The sequence below is a fragment of the Streptomyces sp. NPDC003379 genome, assembly GCF_053589195.1.
In genome coordinates this window covers 35,551-58,901 of the sequence record NZ_JBSFRK010000027.1, presented here as the reverse complement: position 1 = coordinate 58,901, position 23,351 = coordinate 35,551, and the positions used below count along the sequence as shown (strand labels likewise).

The 23,351-nt window shown below is 70.6% G+C and carries 20 protein-coding genes and 1 tRNA gene; 7 read left to right on the top strand and 14 right to left on the bottom strand.

What is annotated here, in order from left to right; all coding sequences use genetic code 11:
• Window positions 1-10: 10 nt before the first annotated feature.
• Together ACWDVB_RS25360 and ACWDVB_RS25355 are read right to left on the bottom strand one after the other, a co-directional pair.
• Entirely contained in the window at window positions 11-1,792 is a 1,782-nt protein-coding gene (locus tag ACWDVB_RS25360; protein WP_451517050.1) for an SDR family oxidoreductase, read from the bottom strand.
• Window positions 1,789-2,640 carry a M24 family metallopeptidase gene (locus ACWDVB_RS25355; protein ID WP_451517051.1) on the bottom strand — a complete coding sequence of 284 codons (852 nt, stop codon included), beginning with the start codon at window positions 2,638-2,640 and terminating at the stop codon, window positions 1,789-1,791. Before ACWDVB_RS25355 ends, ACWDVB_RS25360 begins: the two co-directional genes overlap by 4 nt.
• A gap of 261 nt (window positions 2,641-2,901) precedes the next feature.
• On the opposite strand from ACWDVB_RS25355, the gene ACWDVB_RS25350 reads away from it, so the two are divergent.
• The 5 genes from ACWDVB_RS25350 to ACWDVB_RS25330 all read left to right on the top strand — a co-directional run bounded on the left by ACWDVB_RS25350 (window position 2,902) and on the right by ACWDVB_RS25330 (window position 6,787).
• Entirely contained in the window at window positions 2,902-3,924 is a 1,023-nt protein-coding gene (locus ACWDVB_RS25350) for an ABC transporter ATP-binding protein (RefSeq protein WP_451517108.1), read from the top strand.
• A complete protein-coding gene (locus ACWDVB_RS25345) occupies window positions 3,914-4,795 on the top strand; it encodes an ABC transporter permease (protein WP_451517052.1) in 882 nt (293 codons plus the stop codon). The genes ACWDVB_RS25350 and ACWDVB_RS25345 overlap by 11 nt, the downstream gene beginning before the upstream one ends.
• Complete coding sequence (locus ACWDVB_RS25340; protein ID WP_451517053.1) at window positions 4,795-5,706, top strand: ABC transporter ATP-binding protein; 912 nt, start codon at window positions 4,795-4,797, stop codon at window positions 5,704-5,706. The genes ACWDVB_RS25345 and ACWDVB_RS25340 overlap by 1 nt, the downstream gene beginning before the upstream one ends.
• A gap of 11 nt (window positions 5,707-5,717) precedes the next feature.
• The gene (locus tag ACWDVB_RS25335; protein ID WP_451517054.1) at window positions 5,718-6,437 is read left to right on the top strand and encodes an ABC transporter permease; all 720 of its coding nucleotides are present in this window, start codon (window positions 5,718-5,720) and stop codon (window positions 6,435-6,437) included.
• 262 nt (window positions 6,438-6,699) lie between these two features.
• Window positions 6,700-6,787: transfer RNA gene (locus ACWDVB_RS25330), tRNA-Ser, on the top strand.
• Window positions 6,788-6,904: 117 nt separating this feature from the next.
• Here the strand turns inward: ACWDVB_RS25330 and ACWDVB_RS25325 are convergent.
• The 9 genes from ACWDVB_RS25325 to ACWDVB_RS25285 form a co-directional block, all read right to left on the bottom strand.
• Window positions 6,905-7,729 (bottom strand): HAD family hydrolase, encoded by an 825-nt coding sequence (locus ACWDVB_RS25325; RefSeq protein ID WP_451517055.1) that lies wholly within the window; start codon window positions 7,727-7,729, stop codon window positions 6,905-6,907.
• Window positions 7,726-9,015 carry a serine--tRNA ligase gene (serS, locus tag ACWDVB_RS25320; RefSeq protein WP_451517056.1) on the bottom strand — a complete coding sequence of 430 codons (1,290 nt, stop codon included), beginning with the start codon at window positions 9,013-9,015 and terminating at the stop codon, window positions 7,726-7,728. Before serS ends, ACWDVB_RS25325 begins: the two co-directional genes overlap by 4 nt.
• Window positions 9,016-9,651: 636 nt before the next feature.
• A complete protein-coding gene (gene pheA, locus ACWDVB_RS25315) occupies window positions 9,652-10,587 on the bottom strand; it encodes a prephenate dehydratase (protein WP_451517057.1) in 936 nt (311 codons plus the stop codon).
• Between the two features lie 111 nt (window positions 10,588-10,698).
• A complete protein-coding gene (gene efeB, locus ACWDVB_RS25310) occupies window positions 10,699-11,955 on the bottom strand; it encodes an iron uptake transporter deferrochelatase/peroxidase subunit (protein ID WP_451517058.1) in 1,257 nt (418 codons plus the stop codon).
• A gap of 6 nt (window positions 11,956-11,961) precedes the next feature.
• Entirely contained in the window at window positions 11,962-13,917 is a 1,956-nt protein-coding gene (locus ACWDVB_RS25305) for a copper resistance CopC/CopD family protein (RefSeq protein ID WP_451517059.1), read from the bottom strand.
• Between the two features lie 16 nt (window positions 13,918-13,933).
• Complete coding sequence (locus ACWDVB_RS25300; RefSeq protein WP_451517109.1) at window positions 13,934-14,380, bottom strand: copper chaperone PCu(A)C; 447 nt, start codon at window positions 14,378-14,380, stop codon at window positions 13,934-13,936.
• A gap of 65 nt (window positions 14,381-14,445) precedes the next feature.
• A complete protein-coding gene (locus ACWDVB_RS25295; RefSeq protein ID WP_451517060.1) occupies window positions 14,446-15,144 on the bottom strand; it encodes an SCO family protein in 699 nt (232 codons plus the stop codon).
• A 91-nt stretch (window positions 15,145-15,235) separates the two neighbouring features.
• Entirely contained in the window at window positions 15,236-15,976 is a 741-nt protein-coding gene (locus ACWDVB_RS25290) for a YcnI family copper-binding membrane protein (RefSeq protein WP_451517061.1), read from the bottom strand.
• A gap of 192 nt (window positions 15,977-16,168) precedes the next feature.
• Window positions 16,169-17,062, bottom strand: coding sequence for a hypothetical protein (locus tag ACWDVB_RS25285; protein WP_451517062.1), 894 nt, complete (start codon window positions 17,060-17,062; stop codon window positions 16,169-16,171).
• Between the two features lie 260 nt (window positions 17,063-17,322).
• Between ACWDVB_RS25285 and ACWDVB_RS25280 the strand changes: the two genes are divergently transcribed.
• Window positions 17,323-17,784 (top strand): ATP-binding protein, encoded by a 462-nt coding sequence (locus ACWDVB_RS25280; RefSeq protein ID WP_451517063.1) that lies wholly within the window; start codon window positions 17,323-17,325, stop codon window positions 17,782-17,784.
• A 52-nt stretch (window positions 17,785-17,836) separates the two neighbouring features.
• Here the strand turns inward: ACWDVB_RS25280 and pdxR are convergent, their stop codons facing one another.
• Entirely contained in the window at window positions 17,837-19,363 is a 1,527-nt protein-coding gene (pdxR, locus tag ACWDVB_RS25275) for a MocR-like pyridoxine biosynthesis transcription factor PdxR (RefSeq protein ID WP_451517064.1), read from the bottom strand.
• A 48-nt stretch (window positions 19,364-19,411) separates the two neighbouring features.
• Between pdxR and ACWDVB_RS25270 the strand changes: the two genes are divergently transcribed.
• On the top strand, window positions 19,412-19,897 hold the full coding sequence (locus tag ACWDVB_RS25270; RefSeq protein WP_451517065.1) for a carboxymuconolactone decarboxylase family protein: 486 nt from the start codon (window positions 19,412-19,414) through the stop codon (window positions 19,895-19,897).
• 113 nt (window positions 19,898-20,010) lie between these two features.
• Here ACWDVB_RS25270 and ACWDVB_RS25265 read toward each other — a convergent pair whose 3' ends face one another.
• Together ACWDVB_RS25265 and ACWDVB_RS25260 are read right to left on the bottom strand one after the other, a co-directional pair.
• On the bottom strand, window positions 20,011-21,495 hold the full coding sequence (locus tag ACWDVB_RS25265; RefSeq protein ID WP_451517066.1) for an aminopeptidase P family protein: 1,485 nt from the start codon (window positions 21,493-21,495) through the stop codon (window positions 20,011-20,013).
• Window positions 21,496-21,595: 100 nt separating this feature from the next.
• Window positions 21,596-23,146, bottom strand: a complete 1,551-nt coding sequence (locus ACWDVB_RS25260; protein WP_451517067.1) for a PP2C family protein-serine/threonine phosphatase — start codon at window positions 23,144-23,146, stop codon at window positions 21,596-21,598.
• Window positions 23,147-23,351: the final 205 nt, after the last annotated feature.

Genomic DNA, 23,351 nt, shown 5'->3' with positions numbered 1-23,351 from the left:
CTCTCCTCGCTCACAGCGGCGGCTCCAATCGGGCTATGGCGCGCAGGACCTTGGGGGTGAAGCGGGACATGAGGTGGGCGCCGCGGGCCTCGGGGGTGACCGGGACGACCGCCTGATTCCTGACGACGGCGCGCAGCACCGCGTCGGCGACCTTCTCCGGCGGATAGTTGCGCAGGCCGTAGAGCCGGGAGGTGCGCTTCTGGCGGCGCTTCTCCTCGTCGGCGTCCACACCGACGAAACGGGACGTCGACGTGATGTTCGTGTTCACGAAACCCGGGCATATCGCGGAGACCCCGATGTCCTGGCCCGCCAGCTCCGCGCGCAGGCACTCGCTGAGCATGAGGACCGCGGCCTTGGAGGTGCTGTAGGCGGGCAGCACCTTGGAGGGCTGGAACGCCGCCGCCGACGCGGTGTTGACGATATGGCCGCCCTGGCCGCGCTCGGCCATCTGCCTGCCGAAGAGACGGCATCCGTGGATGACACCCCACAGATTGACGTCCAGGACCTTCTTCCAGTCCTCGGCGCTGGTGTCGAGGAAGGAGCCGGAGAGGCCGATGCCCGCGTTGTTCACCAGGACGTCCACAACGCCGTACTCCCTGGCGACCTTCTCGGCGAGCTTCTCCATGGCCTGCTCGTCCGAGACGTCGACCGTCTCCCCCCACGCCTCGGGGGCGCCTATGAGGCGGGACAGCTCCGCCGTGCGGGCAGTGCTCTCCGCGTCCCGGTCGACGGCCACCACACGCGCCCCCGCCTCGGCGAACGCGAAGGCGATGGCCCGCCCGATGCCGCTGCCCGCGCCGGTGACCAGGACCAGCCGCCCGCCGAACCGGTCGGCGTACTTCCCCGTGGCCGTGCTGACCTTGGCGGGCAGGCCGTCCTCGTGGGCCGTCACGAAGTCACCGATCCACGCCGCCAGTTGGTCGGGCCGCGTGCGCGGCACCCAGTGCTTGGCCGGCAGCGTGCGGCGGACCAGGCCCGGCGCCCACTGCTCCAGCTCGTCGTAGAGCCGCTCGGACAGGAAGATGTCACCTGAGGGCGTGATGAGCTGCACGGGCGCGTGCGCGTACGCGTCGGCGCGGGGCCTGCGCAGCCTCGCGCGGACGTTGTCGCGGTAGAGCCAGGCTCCATGCGCCGCGTCCTGGGGCAGCGACGGTGTCGGGTAGTCCCCCGCGGGGACCTTCTCCACGCGCTGGAGGATCTTCGGCCAGCGCTTGCCGAGCGGACCGCGCCAGGCGAGCTCCGGGAGGACGGGGGTATGCAGCATGTACACGTACCAGGACTTGGCGCCCTGGCCGAGCAACTGGCCGATCCTGCGCGGGGTGGGCCGGGACATACGCTTCTTTATCCAGTGCCCGAAATGGTCGAGCGACGGACCCGACATCGAGGTGAAGGACGCGATCCGCCCCTCGGTCCGCTTGACCGTCACGAACTCCCAGGACTGCACCGAGCCCCAGTCGTGCCCCACCACATGCACCGGCCTGTCCGGGCTCACCGCGTCGATGACCGCCATGAAGTCGTCGGTCAGCTTCTCCAGGGTGAAGCCGCCGCGCAGTGGCTGCGGGGCCGTCGACCCGCCGTGTCCCCGCACGTCGTACAGCACGACGTGGAAGCGGTCCGCGAGACGCTCGGCGACCTCGGTCCACACCTCCTTGGAGTCGGGATAGCCGTGCACGAGCAGGACCGTCGGGCGCTCCGGGTCGCCCAGCTCGGCGACGCACAGCTCCACCCCGCCCGTACGCACCCGGCGCTCGCGCGCGTCCTTCATCTTCTCGGCGACTGCTCCGGTCGTCATGCGGCGGCCCTCTCCTCAGCCCAGCGCCGCACATGCGGCAGATCGTCGTCCAGCCAGAACGCGCTCTGTTCGGGATCCCTGGAGTCGGTGACGACCAGGAGCTCCTCGAACTTCGCGCCCGTACCCCTGAACCCGAGGTGCGGCTCGACCGCCCAGAGCCCGTTCTGCGGCGGGTGGTCGGAGAACTTGTACGGGGACCACAGCGGTGACCAGCCGTCCCGGTGACCGTGGAGCGCGTCGCTCGCCAGGCCCTTGAGCGACTGTGTGCCGAACCCGAAGAGGTGCGGTGACAGACGGCGCTCCTTGACCCGGCCGACCTTGTGCGCGATGACGCCGAAGGGATACGCCCGATGGCGGTTGGCGTAGCCCTGGCGGACCATGAGCCGGTCCACGTCCTCGTATATCTCGCGCAGCGGGCGGCGCTCGCGCACCTCGCGCAGGATCAGCTCGCGGTGCGCCTCGAGATCGGCCAGCAGCTTGTCGTGCACGGGGTTGAGGCCCAGACAGCCTGAGTAGCCGATGTCGGCCGTGAAGCCCTTGTGGACCGGAGCCATGTCGAGGATGAAGGGCATCCCCGGCTCCAGCTCGCGGTTGGTGGGGAAGAACTGCAGCGGTATACGGAAGTCGGCGAACGCCGTGCGGTCGCCGAACCAGGCGAAGGGCAGGTGGAACCAGTCCCGCACACCCCGCTCCCGCAGCCACTCGCGCTGCATCCGCGCGGCCTCGCGCTCCGTCACACCCGGCCTGAGCTGAGCCGCGACCGCCTCCGCGCATTCATACGCGAGGGTCTGCACTTCCCTGAACCCCCGCAGTTCCGCGGAGAGTCCGTCTGTACCTGCTGAGGCCATGCCACCGTCCGTCCCGAGTCCGGTCCATGCCCGTGTCCGGCTCGTCGCCGTACGCGGCCGTAACTTGACACTGATGAATGTGACAATGCTCGGCGGCTGCGTCAATAGTTCTGCCCGAGCCTGGGGGACAGGTCCGGAAGATCCCCGAGGGGTCGACTTCCGGGGGACCCCTACGGGCCCGTAATACTCCAGAGTGAGAGCAGGGCAAGCCCGTGGTCTGACGACTCGTGTGGTCTGCGCCACTACCGTCGAAACGTGACTGTGATCGCGACCGAAAGCCTGAGCAAGCGGTTCCCGAGGGTGACCGCGCTTGACCGGCTCTCCATGGATATCGGGCCCGGTGTGACCGGACTCGTCGGGTCCAATGGAGCCGGCAAGTCCACACTGATCAAGATTCTGCTGGGTCTGTCCCCCGCTACGGAGGGCCGCGCCGCCGTGCTCGGCCTCGACGTCGCCACCAGCGGCGGCCAGATCCGCGAGCGCGTCGGGTACATGCCCGAGCACGACTGCCTGCCACCCGACGTCTCGGCCACCGAGTTCGTCGTCCACATGGCGCGCATGTCCGGGCTCCCGCCCACCGCGGCCCGTGAGCGCACGGCGGACACCCTGCGGCACGTCGGGCTCTACGAGGAGCGCTACCGCCCCATCGGCGGCTATTCGACGGGCATGAAGCAGCGCGTCAAGCTCGCCCAAGCCCTCGTCCACGACCCGCAACTGGTCTTCCTGGACGAGCCGACGAACGGCCTCGACCCGGTCGGGCGCGACGAGATGCTCGGCCTGATCCGCCGAGTCCACACCGACTTCGGCATCTCGGTCCTCGTCACCTCGCACCTGCTGGGCGAGCTGGAGCGCACCTGCGACCACGTCGTCGTCATCGACGGCGGCAAGCTGCTGCGGTCCAGTTCCACCACCGACTTCACGCAGACCACCACGACCCTGGCCGTCGAGGTCACCGACTCCGACGCACACCCGGACGGCACCCGGGCGCTGCGCGACGCGCTGCGCGGGCACGGCATAGGTACGGAGGCCGGCGGCGAGCTGCCCGGCGCGGGCCACACGATCCTGCTCACCGCCGAGGGCGAGGAGACGTACGACCTCGTGCGGGACCTCGTCGCCGACCTGGGCATCGGCCTGGTCCGGATGGAACAGCGCAGGCACCACATCGCGGAGGTCTTCAAGGACCACGACGACGCACGGCAGGAGCCCGTCCCCGAGCACGCGGCCGCCGGGACGGCCACCGCGGTCGCCGCACAGCAGACAGGAGGCGGACGCGATGAGCACTGAGTCCACCCAGATCCACAACATCGGCTACAGGAACTACGACGGCGCCCGCCTGGGCCGTGCCTACGCCCGCCGCTCGCTCTTCTCCCAGAGCCTGCGCGGCGCGTACGGCCTCGGACGCTCGGCCAAGTCCAAGGTCCTGCCGATGATCCTCTTCGCGGTCATGTGCGTACCCGCCGCGATCATGGTGGCGGTCGCCGTGGCCACCAAGGTCAAGGACCTCCCCGTCGACTACACGCGATACGCGATCCTCCTGCAGGCCGTCATCAGCCTCTTCCTGGCCGCCCAGGCCCCGCAGACCGTCTCCCGCGACCTGCGCTTCAAGACCGTGCCGCTCTACTTCTCGCGGCCCATCGAGCGCGGTGACTACGTCCTCGCGAAGTTCACCGCGATGGCCTCGGCCCTCTTCGTCCTCACGGCCGCGCCGCTCCTCGTCCTCTACGTAGGGGCGTTGCTCGCCAAGCTCGACTTCGCGGACCAGACGAAGGGCTTCGGCCAGGGCCTGGTCTCCGTGGCGCTGCTGTCCCTCCTCTTCGCCGGCATCGCGCTGGTCATCTCGGCGATCACACCCCGCCGGGGCTTCGGCATCGCCGCCGTCATCGCCGTCCTGACCATCACCTACGGCGCGGTGTCCACGGTCCAGGCGATCGCCTACGAACAGGGCAGCACCGGAGCCATCGCCTGGCTGGGCCTCTTCTCACCGATCACGCTCATCGACGGCGTGCAGACCGCCTTCCTCGGCGCGACCTCCGCCTTCCCCGGCGGGGAAGGACCCTCGTCCGGCATGGGCGTCGTCTACGTACTCGTCGTCCTCGGCCTCATCGCCGGCTGCTACGGCGCGATGATGCGCCGCTACCGAAAGGTCGGCCTCTGATGCCCACGATCACCATCGACCACACGTCCCGCTGGTTCGGCAACGTGGTGGCGGTCAACGACATCACCATGAACATCGGCCCGGGAGTCACGGGGCTCCTCGGTCCGAACGGCGCGGGCAAGTCGACTCTCATCAACATGATGGGCGGATTCCTCGCCCCCTCCACGGGCAGCGTCACACTCGACGGCAAGCCGATCTGGCGCAACGAACAGATCTACAAGGACATCGGCATCGTCCCCGAGCGCGAGGCGATGTACGACTTCCTCACCGGCCAGGAATTCGTCGTCGCCAACGCCGAGTTGCACGGTCTGGACGAGCGGGCCGCCAAGCAGGCGCTCGCGACGGTGCAGATGGAGTACGCGCAGGACCGGAAGATCTCCACGTACAGCAAGGGCATGCGCCAGCGCGTGAAGATGGCCTCCGCCCTGGTCCACGACCCGTCCGTACTGCTGCTCGACGAGCCCTTCAACGGCATGGACCCGCGCCAGCGCATGCAGCTGATGGACCTCCTGAGGAACATGGGTGAACAGGGCCGCACGGTTCTGTTCTCCTCGCACATCCTCGAAGAGGTCGAGCAACTGGCCTCGCACATCGAGGTGATCGTCGCCGGACGGCACGCGGCGAGCGGTGACTTCCGCAAAATCCGACGCCTGATGACCGACCGGCCCCACCGCTATCTGATCCGTTCCAGCGACGACCGCGCCCTGGCCGCCGCGCTGATCGCCGACCCCTCGACGGCCGGCATCGAAGTCGACCTCAAGGAGGGCGCGTTGCGCATTCAGGCGGTCGACTTCGGCCGGTTCACGACGCTGCTGCCCCGCGTCGCCCGTGAGCACGGCATCCGGCTCCTGACGGTCTCGCCCTCGGACGAGTCCCTCGAGTCGGTCTTCTCCTACCTCGTCGCGGCCTGAAGGGAGCCATTGTGTACGACCCCACTGTGGCCCGGCTCACCTACCGGGCCCTGCTCGGCCGCCGCCGGGCGCTCATCCTCTTCACCCTGCCCGTCCTGCTGATCGTCATCTCCGGTGCGGTACGCGGATTCAGTGGCGCCGACGACCAAGTGGCCGTCGACGTCCTGGGAGGCTTCGCGCTCGCCACGATGGTGCCGATCATCGGTGTCATCGCGGGCACGGGCGCCATCGGCCCGGAGATCGACGACGGCTCCGTCGTCTACCTCCTCTCCAAGCCGGTCAAGCGGCCCACCATCATCTTCACCAAGCTGATCGTCGCCATCGCCGTGACCATGGCCTTCTCCGCGATACCCACCTTCATCGCGGGGATGATCCTCAACGGCAACGGCCAGCAGATCGCCGTGGCGTACACGATCGCCGCACTGGTCGCCTCCATCACATACGCCGCGATCTTCCTGTTCCTCGGCACGATCACCCGGCACGCCGTGGTCTTCGGGCTCGTCTACGCCCTGGTGTGGGAGGCCCTCTTCGGGTCGCTGGTCCTGGGCGCGCGCACGCTCAGCGTCCAGCAGTGGTCCCTCGCCGTGGCCCAGAAGGTCGGCGACGGCGATCTGATCACCTCCGACGTCGGCCTTCCCACGGCGACGTGCCTGCTGGTCGCCGTCACGGTGGCCACCACCTGGTACGCGGGACAGAAGCTGCGGTCGCTGAAGCTGGCCGGGGAGGAGTAGGGACGCACCCGGGCAGAGTTTTATTCGGTGGCGGTGAACACCCGGCGCGGGCAAAGTAGTTGCTGTCACCGCGCCGGTAACCGGCGCTCACCTTCCGGGAGAGGAGCCGACGTGTCCGTCAGTAGCCCGTCGAGTTCCCGACAGGGCAGTCCGCGGCAGGCTCCGGAGTAGTTACTCACTCCGTACGGCCCCACCCGCGGGGGATTGCCCGGGGCGGCCGCTTCGAGCGCGCAGTACACATCGCTGCGCGGGCCGCCCACCCGGAGGATTGGCCGAGTGGTAAGGCAGCGGCTTGCTAAGCCGTCGTCGGGGCCGAAAGCCCCGCGCGCGTTCGATCCGCGCATCCTCCGCGAGACGTCGCACCGAGCTTGAGCGGGTATCGACGCCCGGCACTGGGGCAAGCGTCTGTCGCAGGCTTCGCCGAGTCCGTGCTCAGACGCCGGACGGGCCGGAGATCGCCGTCCTCATCAGCCCAGCAGTCGCTCAAGCACCACCGCGATGCCGTCCGCCTCGTTCGACGTCGTCACCTCGTCCGCGACCGCCTTCAGCTCCTCGTGCGCGTTGGCCATGGCCACGCCGTGGGCCGCCCAGCCGAACATCGGGATGTCGTTGGGCATGTCGCCGAAGGCGATCGTGTCCATGGCCTTCGCACCCAGGCGGCGGGCCGCGAGGGAGAGGCCCGTGGCCTTGGAGAGACCGAGCGGGAGGAGTTCGACGACGCCCTCGCCCGCCATGGTCACGCCGACCAGATCGCCCGCCACCTGCCGCGCCACGTCCGTCAGCGCGTCGTCGCCGAGGCCGGGATGCTGGATGTACACCTTGTTCAGCGGGGCGGCCCACAGATCGGTGACGTCCGTGAAGGGGATGCTCGGCAGCGGGCCGCCCTGGACGGCGTACCCCGGGCCGACCAGGATCTCGCCGTCGATGCCGTCACGGCTCGCCGCCAGGGCGAGCGGGCCGATCTCCGCCTCGATCTTCGCCAGGGCCAGACCGGCGAGCTGCCGGTCGAGCGTCACCGAGGTGAGCAGCCGGTGCTCCCCCGCGTGGTAGACCTGCGCGCCCTGCCCGCACACCGCTATGCCGTTATAGCCGAGGTCGTCGAGGATGTGCCGGGTCCACGGCACGGCCCTGCCGGTGACGACGATGTGCGCGGCGCCCGCCGCGGTGGCCGCGGTGAGCGCCTCGCGCGTACGTTCCGAAACCGTGTCGTCGGGCCGCAGCAGCGTCCCGTCGAGGTCGGTGGCGACCAGCTTGTAAGGGAAGGACGGCGTGGCCTGAGCTGGGTGGCTCACTTGGCGATGGGCTCCAGAATCTCTCGTCCCCCGAGGTAGGGACGCAGCACCTCGGGCACCACCACGGAGCCGTCGGCCTGCTGGTGGTTCTCCAGGATCGCCACGATCGTGCGGGGCACGGCGCACAGCGTGCCGTTCAGCGTCGCGAGCGGCTGGAGGACCTTCTTGCCGTCACGGCTGTCGCGCATGCGCACGGACAGGCGGCGGGCCTGGAAGCCGTCGCAGTTCGACGCGGACGTCAGCTCGCGGTACTTGCCCTGGGTGGGGATCCACGCCTCGCAGTCGAACTTGCGCGAGGCCGAGGCACCGAGGTCACCGGTGGCCACGTCGATCACCTGGAAGGGCAGGCCGAGGCCGGTCAGCCACTGCTTCTCCCACTCCAGGAGGCGCTTGTGCTCGTTCTCGGCGTCGGCCGGGTCGACGTACGAGAACATCTCGACCTTGTCGAACTGGTGCACGCGGAAGATGCCGCGGGTGTCCTTGCCGTATGTGCCGGCCTCGCGGCGGTAGCAGGGCGAGAAGCCCGCGTACCGCAGGGGCAGCTTGTCGGCGTCGATGATCTCGTCCATGTGGTACGCCGCGAGCGCGACCTCGGAGGTGCCGACCAGGTAGTAGTCGTCCTTCTCCAGGTGGTACACGTTCTCCGCGGCCTGGCCGAGGAAGCCCGTGCCCTCCATGGCGCGCGGGCGGACCAGCGACGGCGTCAGCATCGGGATGAACCCGGCCTCCGTCGCCTGCGCGATCGCCGCGTTGACCAGGGCGAGCTCAAGGAGGGCGCCGACACCGGTGAGGTAGTAGAAGCGCGATCCGGAGACCTTCGCGCCGCGCTCGACGTCGATGGCGCCGAGCGCCTCGCCGAGCTCCAGGTGGTCCTTCGGCTCGAAGCCCTCGGCCGCGAAGTCGCGCGGGGTGCCGATCGTGTCGAGGACGACGAAGTCCTCCTCGCCGCCGACCGGGACGTCCGGGTGGACGATGTTGCCCAGCTGCCGCAGGAGCCGCTTGGCCTCGTCGTCGGCCTCGTCCTGCGCGGCGTCGGCCGCCTTGACGGCGGCGGAGAGCTCGCCCGCCTTCTTCAGGAGCTCCTGCTTCTCCTCGGGCGAGGCCTTCGGGATCAGCTTGCCGAGCGCCTTCTGCTCGGAGCGCAGCTCATCGAAGCGGACGCCGGACGACCTGCGCCGCTCGTCGGCGGAGAGCAGGGCGTCGACGAGCGCGACGTCCTCTCCACGGGCGCGCTGGGAGGCGCGAACACGGTCGGGGTCCTCACGGAGCAGGCGAAGGTCAATCACCCCTCAAGGCTACCGTTGTGCGGTTCCGGCCCACGACTCGATATTCCATTGTGTACGTTATGCCCGTTTTGCCGGAATGAATTCGCGGAGATCGAAACGGAGATCAAACGCGATCGGCCCGGCCGAAAAGGCCCCTTCGGGTCCACGCGGGCACCCGGTCAATAAATGGGGCGCCCTCCCCGAAATGGGGCAGAGCGCACTCGCCGCCTTGACGTGAACTCCTTGCCGCGAGCGGGACTTGGGGCCTCTGCCCACTCCGGTTGTCCACAGGAATGGCGACCTCCGAAGAGTTATCCACAGGGTGTGCGAAAGATCTGTGGATGCCGGAAGTGGTCGTTCCGAAAGCCACAAGCGTGACGAACGATTCGTTTCCCAAACCGGCCCCGCCTCCACTTTCGAGTGGAAATGGTTCCCTCTAAAGAGTTGATCAATGGAAAAGAGTGGACGAGGGGTGACGTGAGGGGCCGTGGACGGAGATGAGAGCTGTGGGCAGATTTGTCGACCATGTCGCACTTCGTTGTCGACTTGTCCCCAGGTCGAGATGCGAGCCTGTGGATAACTTCTGTGGGCAACGTAAATCTGCAGGTAGGAATGGCGCCCGGAGCGTCTCCCCGAGCGCCTCAAGGCCATCAGTGGCTAGAAACGGCCGTCCTGGCAGCGCGTCAGCCAGTCCGAGGCCGCCGCGAACTCGCCGTCCGACGTGCCGGGCCGCAGCACCCGCACATCCGCCGGGGACACCCCGGCCCGCGGATACGAGCCGAGGAAGCGCACCTGCGGGCAGATCCGCTTGAGCCCCATCAGGGCCTCGCCGACCCGGCGGTCCGTGATGTGTCCCTCGGCGTCCACCGAGAAGCAGTAGTTGCCGATGCCCTGGCCGGTCGGGCGCGACTCGATGCGCATCAGGTTGACGCCACGTACGGCGAACTCCTGGAGCAGTTCGAGCAGGGCGCCGGGGTGGTCGTCGCCCAGCCAGATGACGACGGAGGTCCGGTCGGCGCCGGTCGGCGCCGCCGGGCGGGCAGGACGGCCGACCAGGACGAAGCGGGTCGCGGCGTTGGCCGCGTCGTGGATCTCGCTGACCAGCGGTTCCAGGCCGTACGTGGCCGCCGCGAACTCCCCCGCGAAGGCCGCGTCGAAACGGCCCTCCTGGACGAGCCGCGCGCCGTCGGCGTTCGAGGCCGCCGACTCCCACAGGGCGTCCGGGAGGTGGGCGGCCAGCCAGTTGCGCACCTGGGGCTGGGCCACGGGGTGGCCGGTCACCGTCTTGATGTCCTTGAACTCCGTGCCGGGGCGCACGAGCAGCGCGAAGGCGATCGGCAGGACGACCTCGCGGTAGATCATCAGGGGCTCACCCTTGGCGAGCTCGTCGACCGTGGTCGTGACGCCGCCCTCGACCGAGTTCTCGATCGGCACGAGCGCGGCCGCCGCCTGGCCGTTGCGGACCGCGTCCAGCGTGGCCGGGACGGACACCATCGGGACGAGTTCCCGGGCGGCCGCTTCGGGCAGCGTACGGAGGGCGGCCTCGGTGAAGGTGCCTTCGGGGCCGAGATAGGTGTAGCGCGTCGCCGACATACGGTCACCCTAATGGGGCCCGGCGTGGCGCGTCTCACGCGTCTCATGGAGCGGCACCCGCCTCACCCGTACCCGGGGCTCACGCTCCCCCACGCGCCCGGGGCGGCCCGGCTACGCCTCCAGCAGCGGCTGCCCCACGTACTCGCCCTTCGCCGCCCCGCCCGGCACCGCGTAGAGCCCGCTCGCCTCGTGCCGGATGAACTCCGACAGGGCGTCGCCCCGGTCGAGCTTGCGCTGCACCGGCACGAAGCCGCGCATCGGGTCCGCCTGCCAGCAGACGAAGAGCAGCCCCGCGTCCGGCTCGCCGTGCGCGTCGAAGCCGTCGTGGTACGAGAACGGCCGGCGCAGCATCGCGGCGCCGCCGTTCTGGTCGGGCCGCGTGATGCGGGCATGCGCGTTGAGGGGGATGACGACCTTGCCGTCCTGGCCCGTCTTCTCCAGCTGCGGCTCGGTCGTCTCCGTGCCACCGGTCAGCGGCGAACCGTCCGACTTGTGCCGCCCGATCACCGCCTCCTGTGCCTTCACACCGAGCTTCTCCCAGTCGTCGAGGAGCATCCGGATACGGCGTACGACGGCGTAGGAACCGCCCGCCATCCACGCCGGGTCGCCGTCGGCGGGTACGAAGATCCGCTCGTCGAAGTCCTTCTCCGACGGCTTCGGGTTGTTCGTGCCGTCGATCTGGCCCATCAGATTCCGGGTCGTCATCGGCTGCGCGGTGGCGCCCGGCGACCGGTTGAAGCCGTTCATCTGCCAGCGCACGCGCGCGGCCCCCGCCGCCTCCTTCTGGAGCGCGCGGAGCGCGTGGAAGGCGACGAGCGGGTCGTTCGCGCCGATCTGCACCCACAGATCGCCGTTGCTGCGCGCCTTGTCGAGATGGTCCGAGGAGAAGTCGGGCAGCGGGTCCAGCGCTGCCGGGCGCTGCTTCTCCAGGCCTGCCCGGGAGAAGAAGGAGGCGCCGAAGCCGAAGGTGACGGAGAGCGAGGAGGGGCCCGCGTCCCGCGCGACCGCCGTGTCGTCACCGCCGACCGGCTCGCCCGCCATCAGCCGCTCGGCCGTCGCCGACCAGCGGCGCAGCAGGGCCGCCGCCTCCTTGCGGCCCGCGCCCGCCGCCAGGTCGAAGGCGATCAGATGGCCGCGGGACTGCATGGGCGTGGTGATGCCGGACTGATGTTTCCCGTGAAACATCACCTCGTCCGTGCCGAGAGACGCCAGGGCGGCCTTCGACGAGCCGGACACGCCGGGCGCGTCGGAGGCGCCGGACGAGGGCGCCGCGGCGTACCCGACCGCGCCGCCCGCCGCACCGAGCGCGAGGCCGGTCGCGCCGGCGGTGCCGAGCAGCCGCCGCCTGGAAATCCCGTTGTCCGTCATGCTGGCTCAGCCGATCTGCGCGTTCTTGTTCACGGTCACCTGGTCGATGTCGGAGGTCCGCACCGTCACCGCGATCTTCCAGTTGCCCGCCATGGGAATCTGCACCCCGCTCGCACTCCAGTGTCCGGTGGCGATGTGGTCGGGGGTGACGGGCAGCGGGCCCACGTCCTTCGACTTGAGAGTGAAGGAGACCTTCACCTCGGGGATGTCGAAGGCGCTGCCGTTGGGCCGTTTCACGTACACGTGCAGGTCGTTGCTGCCGGTACGGCCCGGGTCCAGTTCGAGGCGCACGGTGCCCTTGCCGTCCTCGTCGCCCGTGTCGAAGGGCACCTTGAGGGTGAGCGGGCCCGAGCGCTGTGCGGCCGCCGCCGCGGAGGTGGCCTTGGCGGCCTCCTCCTCGGTGCGGCCGGGCTCGGTGGTCGTCAGGACCGTCGTGACGGCGAGCAGCACGACGGCGACGCCCGCCTCGGTGAGCACCGAGCGGCGCAGTCCGGAGCGGTGCGGGTCGGCGTCGCGGATGCGCTTCTCGCGCGCGGTGGCCACGGCGGCACGCTGGCGCGCGAGCTGGGCGGAGCGCTCGGAGTCGTCCGCGTCGCCGGCGGCGGGGGCGGGCACCGTGACCGGTTTCTTCGCGGACTTGCTCGCGGGCTTGAGCAAGTTCTTTGTTTTCGTCGACTCCTTCTGCGTGCGCTGTTCGACGACCACGGCGGCCGCGGTCTCCGGCGCGGCACCGCTGCCCTCGGAGGCGATGCGTCCGGTCCAGCGCCGCGAGATGGAGGCGACGCCCACGAGGACGACGACCAGGCCGATCTTGACGAGGAGCAGCTGCCCGTACGACGTACCGGTCAGCGCCGACCACGAGCCGACCTGCCGCCACGACTGGTAGAGCCCGGTCGCGGCCAGCACGACGACACTGATGAACGCCACGCGCGAGAAGCGCCGTACGGCCACGGCTTCTACTGAAGAGGTGCGGTACAGCGCGACGACGAGCGCCGCGAGCCCGCCCAGCCAGGCGGCGACGGCCAGCAGGTGCAGCACGTCGACGGGCATCGCGATGCCCGCCTGGACGCCGGTCGATGCGTGCTCCGCCATCGCCCAGGTCGCCGCGATGCCGATGGCGACGACCGTGCCGCCGATCGCGAGGCCGAAGGTGAGGTCCTTCTTCTCCTTGGGGTCGTCACGCTTCTCGTACGCCCCGAAGAGCACCGCGATGAACAGCGCGGCGGCGGCGAGCAGCAGCAGCCGGGAGACCAGGGCCGCGCCCGTCTTGGTGTTGAGTACGTCGCCGAGCTTGCCCATGTCGAAGACGTCGGCGAGCTTCCCCGAGCCGGTGTAGGGGGCGCGGAGCAGGAGCAGGGCGAGCGTGGAGCCGGTGAGCGTGACCCAGCCGTACGTCACGAGCCGCTGTACGGCCCGCACGCCCGCGCCGCGCGGCCAGCAGCCGAGCACGAACGCGGCGCCGCCGACGACCACGATGAACCCGGCGTAGGAGAGGTAGCGCGCGATGTCGTAGAGCACGCCGACGAGGCCGCCGCCCGCCTCCTGGTCGGGCAGGACGGCCTTGGTGTCGGAGGGCGCGCCGATGGAGAAGGTGAAGGCGCCGGCGACCGGGTGGCTGTCCGCGGAGACGACTTGGTAGGCGACGGTGAAGGTGCCGTCGGGCAGGCCGGGGCGCAGCTTCACGCCGTACGTGTTGGCGCCCAGGTCAGTCGTCTTGTTGGTGTCGGCGCGCTTGCCGGACGGGTCGAGCACCCGTACCGAGCCGTCCGACATGGCGACCTTCTCCGAGAAGGTGAGCTTCACCTGGGCGGGGGCCTTGTCGACCACCGCTCCCTGCTTCGGGTCGCTGCCGGTCAGCGCGGCGTGCGCGGAGGCCGGCGCGGCGCCGGCGAGGAAGGCGCCGGTCGCGGCGACGAGCACGAGAAGAAGCCGCCAGAGGCGGGGAGCGATGGTCTGCGTCAACGGTCCGATCCGTCCCTCAGTGCGACGAGTGCTGCTTGGGGCTGTACGTCGCTTCCTTGACCGGCACCTCGATCGTGATCGGGTCCGACTTCCGGAAGCGCAGCGTCAGGGTGACCTTCTCGCCCCGCTTCGGCTTGCGCGTGAGCTTTTCGAACATCAGGTGGTTGCCGCCGCTGGCGAGTTCGAGCTCGCCACCCGCGGGCACGTCGAAGGACTTCTGCTCCTTCATCACGCCGCCCTTGGTGCTGTGCAGCGTGACGGCGCCCGCGATGTCGCTGGTGGCGGAGGTGAACTTGTCGGCTCCGCCCTTGTTCGCGAGCGTGAGGAAGCCGGCCGCCATGTCGTCCATGGTCGGCTCCGGGATGTACGCCCCGGCGACCTTGAGTTCGGGCTTCTTCGCGGAGTCCTTGGTACCGGACCCCGAGTCGTCGTTGCAGCCCGCCAGGGTGAGCGCCGCGGCCATCGCTATGGCTCCGCCGACGAGAGAACGGCGGCGGGCGGTGGTGCGGCGGGCGGTGGTGCGGGCGTTCACGGGGTCTCTCCCTTGATGAGCTTGGGGAGGTCCCTGGTGTAGTCGGCGGCGGTGGCGTCCTCGCCGTACAGGACGTATCCGCCGTCGGTCTTCGGCGAGAAGGTGATGACCTTCGTGCCGTGCATCGAGACGATCTTGCCGTTCTTGTCCTTCTTGGGCGGCACGATGCTGATGCCGACCTGGCGGGCGCCGGCCTGGATGGTCGCGAAGTCGCCGGTCAGGCCGACGAAGTCGGTGTCCACGCCCTTGAGCCACTTGCCCAGCTCGGCCGGGGTGTCGCGCTTGGGGTCGGTGGTGACGAAGACGACCTTCAGCTTGTCCTGGTCGGCCTTGGGCAGCGCCTTCTTGGCGACCGCGATGTTGTTCATCGTCAGCGGGCAGACGTCGGGGCAGTGCGTGTAGCCGAAGTAGAGCAGCGTCGGCTCGCCCTTGGTCTCCTCGCGCAGGTCGTACTTCTTGCCACGGGTGTCGGTCAGGACGAGGTCCGGCTTCTCGAACTCCTTGTCGAGGACCGTCGCCACCTTGCCCGAGTCGGCCTCGGTGGAGACGTCGGCGACCGGCGTCCTGGCGTCGCCCCCGCCGCCGCAGGCGGTCAGCGTGAGTGCGGCCGCGGCCAGCAGGGCGGCGGCGGCAAGCTTCTTCTTGGTGCTCTTCGAGTTGGTGCTCTTCGAGCTCTTCATGCTCTTCGTGCGCATACGAAAATGTCCCAGATGTGAGGGGGCCGGGGTGCACCGGGGCAGGCGTTCGCCGCGTCGGCGCACCCCGAAGGATGGCTGGGCCGACGGCTCAGCTGGTGGCGCGGCGCCGCGAGGCGACGACGCCGAACGCGACGCCCGCGGCGCCCACGACGATGCCGACGACGCCGAGGACGCGGGCGGTGGTGTCACTGCTGTCGCTGCTGTCGGAGGAGTCCGAGGAGGCGCTCTCGGCCTTGTCGTCCGACTTGTCGTCGTCGGACGCGCCGCCGCCGTGGTGGTCGTCGGACGCGGCGGTCAGCTGGAGCGTGGGCGCGGGGTGCTCCGGCTCCTCCTGGCCCTTCTGCTGCGGCTCGATCCAGCGGACGACTTCCTTGTTGTCGTACGTCTGGATCGCCTTGAAGACGAGTTCGTCGGCGTCCTCGGGCAGCTGCCCCATGGAGACCGGGAACTTCTGGAAGGTGCCGGGCTGGATGCCCTTGCCGTCGGCGGTCCAGGTCACCTTGGTGACGGCCTCGTCGATCTTCTTGCCGTGGATCTCGAGCGGCTTGTCGAGCTTGTCCTTGGTGACCTTGGCGGTCCAGCCCGGGACGGGCTGCGTCATCACCGAGGCGAGCGGGTGGTCGCCGGGGAAGGAGACCTCGACCTTGTTGGTCGCGGCGTCGTCCATCTCGTTCGGCACCTTGAAGTTGACCGTCGCGTACCCGCCCTTGGCGGCCTCGCCCTCCGGCGAGACGCTGACGTGCGCGAAGGCGGGCGCGGAGAGGACGAGGACGGCGGAGGCGGCGACGGTGCCGATGGTGCCGACGGCGGCGATACGGGACATCTTCATGACGGAAACACTCCACTTTTGGCAGTGATGAGCGGTGCGCATGCGCGGTGCTGCGCGGTGCTGCGCGGTGCTCAGTACGTACGAGGGGATGCGCGCGGCCGAGCTGACGGCCACGCGCGCGTGCGTGCCGCGCGACCCCTCCGTACCGCTCAGTGCAGTACGTATCCGTACCGCTGGGTGGAGTGCGTCGCGTCAGGCAGCGAGTTCGACATCGCGGGCGCCGGCCGGTGGGCCCCGCCGGATCACCGCGTCTTCCAGGGCGACCGTGCGCGGCTTCGGCGGCACGAGCAGCGCGGTGCGCGGAGCAGGCGGCCCCGTCGTCTCGGGCGCTCCGGGCAGACCGGCCCTCAGGGCGCGTACGAGAGTGAGGGCCGAGCGCAAGGAACGTACGAGCGCCCCTTCGGCGACCCCGTGCGCCCCCTGCGCGAGCCGGACGAGCCGGAGCAGCGCGAGGTCGCCGCGGCGCAGCAGCCATCCCGCGGCGACGGCCGCGAGGAGGTGGGCGACGAGCATGGGCAGGGACGGCAGGAGCGCCATGGCGCCCATGGAACCCGTCGAGCCCATAGAGCCTGTCCAGTCCATGGAGCCCATGGAGTCCAGTGCGGAGTCCGCCGACGCCGCGGCGGACTGACCGTGGTGGTGCGCGGCCGAGTGATCCGCGCCCCCGCCCGGCCCGAGCCCGGCCGTCGTGAGGATCCGGTGGGCCTGCGCGGGAGTGATCGTCGCGGCGCCCGCCCCGCAGACCAGGCGTGCGGCACGCTCCACCAGGGAGGCGTCGCCGTTCACCGGAGCGACGGCGGCCGCCGTACCGTGCTGGCCGAGGCCGAACAGGGCGTGCAGCCCGAGCTGGCCCACCGCGAGGAGCGCCGCGATGCCGGGCAGCGAACGCGCCCGCCCCGCGAGCGGCAGCGCGACCGCGAGGACGGCGAGGAAGCCCGCGCCGAGCGTCCACAGCGGGACGGCGACGCAGGAAGCGAGCACATGGCCCCCGGCGGACAGCACGACGCAGACCGCGGCGAACATCGCGGCCCTGAGCAGCCGGAGATCGACTCCGTCACGCGGCTGGCGCGGGTGGGGGGCAGACATGGCGGGGCCATCATCGCACTGCACTTGCCCAACGCACACGGCAGGTCCGGAAGGTCCCGTTCCAGCCGATGGGCACGGCTGTGTCCCCTCAAGGGGGCGAGGGAGGCGTGAAGGATGTCGTGCCCGCCCCGTCGTCCTACACGAGCCACCGCGGTACGCGCGTCCGCCGTATGGGCGGCATCACGTCCACCGAGCGCTTATCCACGCGCCCTTGCGGCAATACGTATCGGTATGTCGAGCCGCGGCCAGGAGGCTGGAGCATGAGCATCTGGTGGTCTCTCCATTTGCGGCGCGAAGCTGCGAGCGTTCCGCTCGCCCGCCGCCTCCTGATCGGCACGATGGAGACGGCGGGCGTGGATCCCGACGTCTCCTACGACCTGTCGATCGCCCTCAGCGAAGCCTGTGCCAACGCCGTCGAGCACGGCGGCGCGACCGCCCCCGGCGGCCCGGCCGGAGCGTACCGGGTGACGGCCTATCTGGACGGTGAGAAGTGCCGCATCGAGGTGGCCGACTCGGGGCCGGGCTTCCCAGGGGCGTCACGCGGCTGTCCGACGCCCCGGCCGCCCGCCGCGGAGACGGACGAGGACGGCCGGGGCCTGTGCCTCATCAGAGAACTCGCCGACCACGTCCACCTGGGCAACGAGCCGGGCAGGGGCGGAGCGGTGATCAGCTTCGACAAGATGCTCAAGTGGCGGGAGGGCGCGCCGCTCATGACGGCATGATCCGCTCACGCCACCGCCACCGCCACCGCCACCGCCACCGCCACCGCCACCGCTAGGCGTCCAGGCCAGGCCCAGGGCCAGACCCGGGCCCAAGCGCAAGCCCAAGCCCAAGCCCAGACACAGAACCAGACCCCGCATCAGCATCACCCGGCGGCAACGCCCGCAGCAGCGCCTCCACCGCCACCCCGTACGCATGCTCCGTAGGCGTGGAGTACCCGACCACGAGGCCGTCCACGCCCCGCATCGTGGCCCGCGGATGGCGGAACTCCGCGAGGCCGTCCAGCGCCACCCCCTGCCAGGCCGCCGCCTTGGTCACGGAGGCCTCCGTCCCCGGCGGCAGCCGCAGCACCGCGTGCAGTCCCGCCGCGATGCCGGTGGCCGTGATGTCCGGGGCGTGTTCGGCGAGGGCGGCGACGAGCCGGTCACGGCGGCGCCGGTAGCGCTGGCGCATCCGGCGGATGTGGCGGTCGTACTGCCCGGAGGCGATGAAGTCGGCGAGCGTGAGCTGGTCGAGGACGCTCGCCCACGCCTCCCGCTCCCCCTTCGCCGCGAGCACGCCGTCGACGAGCTGTTCCGGCAGCACCATCCAGCCCAGGCGCACCGCGGGGGACAGGCTCTTGCTGACCGAGCCCAGGTAGACGACCCGTTCGGGATCGAGGCCCTGGAGGGCGCCGACGGGTTCGCGGTCGTAGCGGAACTCCCCGTCGTAGTCGTCCTCCAGGATCAGGCCGCCGCTGGTGCGGGCCCAGTCGATGACGGCGGCGCGCCGGGTGGGGTGCAGCGGACCGCCCGTCGGGAACTGGTGCGCGGGTGTGAGCAGCACGCCACGCGCGCGTGGCCCCTCGGTCAACTCCTCGACTCGGGCGCCCTGTTCGTCCAACCCCAGTGGGACCGTCCGTACGCCCGAACCCTCCAGGACCTGGCGGTGGAAGCCGAGCCCGTACGACTCCACGGCGAAGGGGCCGCGCAGCACGGCGCCGCCCGCGCCGGCGGAGCCCGCGAACAGCAGCCGCAGCGCGTGCGCGAAGCCGGAGCACACGATGATCCGCTCGGGGTCGACACGCACCCCGCGGGCGCGCGTCAGATAGTCACCGAGCGCCCGCCGCAGCTCGACGCGGCCGCGCGGGTCCCCGGGCCCGAAGGCGTCACCCGGCGCGGCGTTGACGGCGCGCCGGGCGGCCGCGAGCCAGGCCGTGCGGGGGAAGGAGCCGGGGTCCGGCTGGCCCTGGCGGAGGTTGTACGCGGGGGCGGCGGGCCGCGCGGGAGCGGGCTTCGGCGTGCGCGGACGCTTGGGCGGCGCCGCCCGCTCGGCGACCCGCGTCCCCGAGCCCTGCCGGGCCGTCAGCCACCCCTCGGCGACCAGCTCGGCGTAGGCGTCGGCGACCGTGTTGCGGGCGAGGCCGAGGTCGGCGGCGAGTGAGCGGTAGGGCGGCAGCCGGGTGCCCGGAGCGAGTCGGCCCTCGCGCACCGCGTCCCGCAGCGCACGGATGAGGACGGCACGGCGGCTGCCCTGACCGGACAACTCCAGATGCAGGTCACTGCCGATGCGCTCCGCCGAATTGACCCATGACTCAGGCATGGGAATGCACCTTAACGGAGGTCGTTTCCCACGCCTAGATTCGCAGCCATGACGAACACCACGGAGCCCCCCTCGCAGACCCCGCGCCTCAACTTCGCCAAGGCCGCCCCCAAGGCCTTCAAGGCCCTCATCGGCTTCGACGCCGCCGCCCGCGACGGCCTGGACCCGGCCCTGGTCGAACTGGTCCAGATCCGCGCCTCGCTCCTCAACGGCTGCGCCTACTGCCTCCACATGCACACCTCCGACGCCCGCAAGGCCGGCGAGGACGAGGCGCGGCTGCACATGATCGGCGTATGGCGCGAGGCCAGGAACTTCTTCACGGAGAAGGAGCAGGCGGCCCTCGCCCTGACCGAGGCGGTCACGCTGGTCTCCCAGGGAGGCGTCCCCGACGACGTCTACGCCCGCGCCGCCGAGCACTTCGACGAGGCGGAGCTGGCCCGCGTCCTGGCCCTGATCTTCACCATCAACACCTGGAACCGCATCGCCCTGAGCACCAGCAAGATCGCGGGCGAGGACGAGCGGGCGGCCCACTGACGAGTGGCCCACAGAGCGGCCGATGGCCGGGCCCCGCGGAAACCCGCGGCACCCGGCCACCCACCAAAAGCGAAACCGAAACCGGAACCAAAAGTGAAACCGGAACCGGAACCTCAGCCCTTGAGCCCCGTCATCCACGCCTCGACCTCGTCCGAACGCCGCGGCAGCGAGTCCGAGAGGTTCCTGTTGCCGTCCTCCGTCACGAGGATGTCGTCCTCGATCCGGACGCCGATGCCGCGGTACTCCTCCGGCACGGTCAGGTCGTCCGCCTGGAAGTACAGGCCCGGCTCGACGGTCAGGCACATGCCCGGCTCCAGCGTGCCGTCCACGTACGACTCGCGGCGCGCGGCGGCGCAGTCGTGGACGTCCATGCCGAGCATGTGACCGGTGCCGTGCAGCGTCCAGCGGCGCTGGAGACCCAGCTCCAGGACGCGCTCGACGGGGCCGTCGACGAGGCCCCACTCCACCAGCTTCTCGGCGAGCACGCGCTGCGCGGCGTCGTGGAAGTCGCGGTACTTGGCGCCCGGCTTCACGGCCGCGATGCCGGCCTCCTGAGCCTCGTACACCGCGTCGTAGATCTTCTTCTGCAACTCGTTGAAGCGGCCGTTGATCGGCAGCGTGCGGGTGACGTCCGCGGTGTAGTACGTGTGCGTCTCCACGCCCGCGTCGAGCAGGAGCAGCTCTCCGGAGCGCACGGCGCCGTCGTTGCGCACCCAGTGCAGGGTGGTGGCGTGCGGGCCCGCGGCGCAGATGGAGCCGTAGCCGATGTCGTTGCCGTCGACGCGGGCGCGCAGGAAGAACGTGCCCTCGATGTAGCGCTCGCTCGTCGCCTCGGCCTTGTCGAGGACCTTCACGACGTCCTCGAAGCCGCGCGCCGTCGAGTCGCAGGCCTTCTGGAGCTCGCCGATCTCGAACTCGTCCTTGACCAGGCGGGCCTCGGAGAGGAAGACGCGCAGCTCCTCGTCGCGCTCGGCGGTGACCTTGTCGGTCAGCGCGGCCTCGACACCGGCGTCGTAGCCGCGCACGACACGGACGGGCCCGGTCGCCTCGCGCAGCGCCCCGCACAGCTCGCGTACGTCGGAGGCGGGGATGCCGTACAGCTGTTCGGCCTCGACGAGGGAGTGGCGGCGGCCGACCCAGAGCTCGCCCTGGCCGTCGAGCCAGAACTCGCCGTTCTCGCGGTTGGAGCGCGGCAGGAGGTAGATGGTGGCCTGGTGCCCGTCAGCGGTCGGCTCCAGGACGAGGACGCCGTCCTCGGTCTGGTTGCCCGTGAGGTACGCGTACTCCACGGAGGCACGGAACGCGTACTCGGTGTCGTTCGAGCGGGTCTTGAGATTGCCCGCGGGGATCACCAGGCGCTCGCCGGGGAAGCGGGCGGAGAGCGCGGCGCGGCGGGCCGCGGTGTTCCCGGCCTGCGCGATCGGCTGCAGGTCGTGCAGCTCGGTGTCGGCCCAGCCGGACTTCATGTTCTCGGCGAGCTCATCGGAAACGCCCGGGTACAGGCCGTTCTTACGCTGCTCGATCGGCTCTTCTTCGGTCTCTTCCGGGCCCGCTGCGGTAGCAGCATTGGGTTCCGCCGGGTTGAGAGCGTCCGACACGGTCTGCCTCCTATGTACGACACTGGGCCACCCTCCATCGTACGGGCGTACGGAAGGGGGCACAGGGCCGTAAGACCACTTACCGCGTGTGCCTGCCGTCTCACTCGAAGCGGGCCGCCAGCAGCACCACGTCTTCTTCGCTGTCCACCGTGTCGAGCCCGTCCGGAAGCACGGTCCGCAGTACGTGGTCGGCGATCGCCCCGGGGTCGTCCTTGATGGCCTTGGGCACGCTCGCCGCCGCCGCGTGCAGGCGCGCGAACGCCCGGTCCATCGCGTCTCCGGTGCGGTGCAGCAGGCCGTCCGTATAAAGAAGCACCGTTTCTCCGGGCTCCGGGGAGATCTCCACGCTCGGCGCCTCCCAGCAGGCGAGCATGCCGAGCGGCGCGGACAGGGAGGTCTCCACGTACTCCGTGCGCCGCTCCCCGATGATCAGCGGCGGGCTGTGCCCCGCACCGGCGAGCACGACCTTGCGCAGGGCGGGCTCGCAGTACGCGAAGAGGGCCGTGGCGGACCGCGCGGGTTCGGTGAGCCGCAGCAGCAGCTCCAGATCGGAGAGTACGGCGACGGGGTCCTCGCCCTCCATCACGGCGTACGCCCGCAAGGAGGCCCGCAGCCGCCCCATCGCCGCCACGGCGCTGGGGCCCGACCCGGTGACCGACCCGACCGCGAGCCCGAGCGCCGCGTCCGGCAGCGGCAGCGCGTCGTGCCAGTCGCCGCCGCCGCGCGGCCCGGTGCGGTGCCGTGCGGCGAGCTGCACCCCGGCGACCCGCGGCAGCCGTGAGGGCATGAGCTCCTCGCGCAGGGTCGCGGTGGTGGTGCGGGCGCGGTCCAGTTCGAGCAGCCGCGCCACATGCTCGGTGGCGTAGCCCGCGTAGAGCCCGGCGAGGTGGCGTCTGCGCTCGGCCGGCTCGGCGGGCTCGTCGTACAGCCAGACCGCGGCGCCGATCCGGCCCGCCGCCTCGGTGGCCAGGGGCAGGGCGTAGCTCGCGGCGTAACCGATGCGGACGGCGACCTCGCGGTGGCGCGGGTCGAGGCCGTCGTCGGCGAGCAGGTCGGGGCGGACGATCTCGCTCCCGGCGCCGGGGAGGCAGGCCGTCGGCGCGTCCAGGATCTGGCCGTGCGACGTCGCGCCGCGCGGCACCGTCTCGATGTGCCCCAGCTCGGCGCGGGTGAGTCCCAGGCCGGTCGTGCTGTCGGGGCCGAGCCCGTCGGCGGGCTCCAGGACGGCGAGGCCGCGCCGGGCGCCGACGAGGGCGGCACCGGCCCGCAGAAGCTCGCGCAGGGCCTCGTCGAGGGTCTGGGTGCGGGTCAGCCGCTCGGTGAGTTCGTGCAGCGTGGTGAGGTCGGAGACCCAGCCCGCGAGGCGGTCCTGGATCATGGCGCCGGGGGTGCCGGTGCCGGGTGTGCCGGGGACGGGGGAACCCGCCGGTGCGGGCGTGGTGGGCGTGGCAGGCGCGGTGGGCGCGACAGTGTGGGCCGGTGGCGGAACAGTGGAATCGATTCCGGCCACTTTCGGAAGGTGCGGGGCGTTCATGGCTGACGGCTTTCCGGCCGGTGCGTAATGCTCAATAGCATCGCAAACCCCCATGTCATTCTGCGCCGCTAGCAATGCCTCCAGATGTACACGCCCTGGTGAGGGGATGTCCAGCATTGTCCAGCCGGGATTCCTGGTGTCCGTGTGCTTTCCGAGCAGTCTTATCGATCTTGAAAACTTGGCCGAAAACCGCGACGGGTTAGAGCATATTGCGGTCGACTGACGTTGTTCGGTAGAGCGTTGCAGCGGTCGGGCTGGGTACGTACTCAGTGATGACCAGGGGCAGTTGGGGCCCGCCCGGAACCTCGCGGAGGACCCGGGC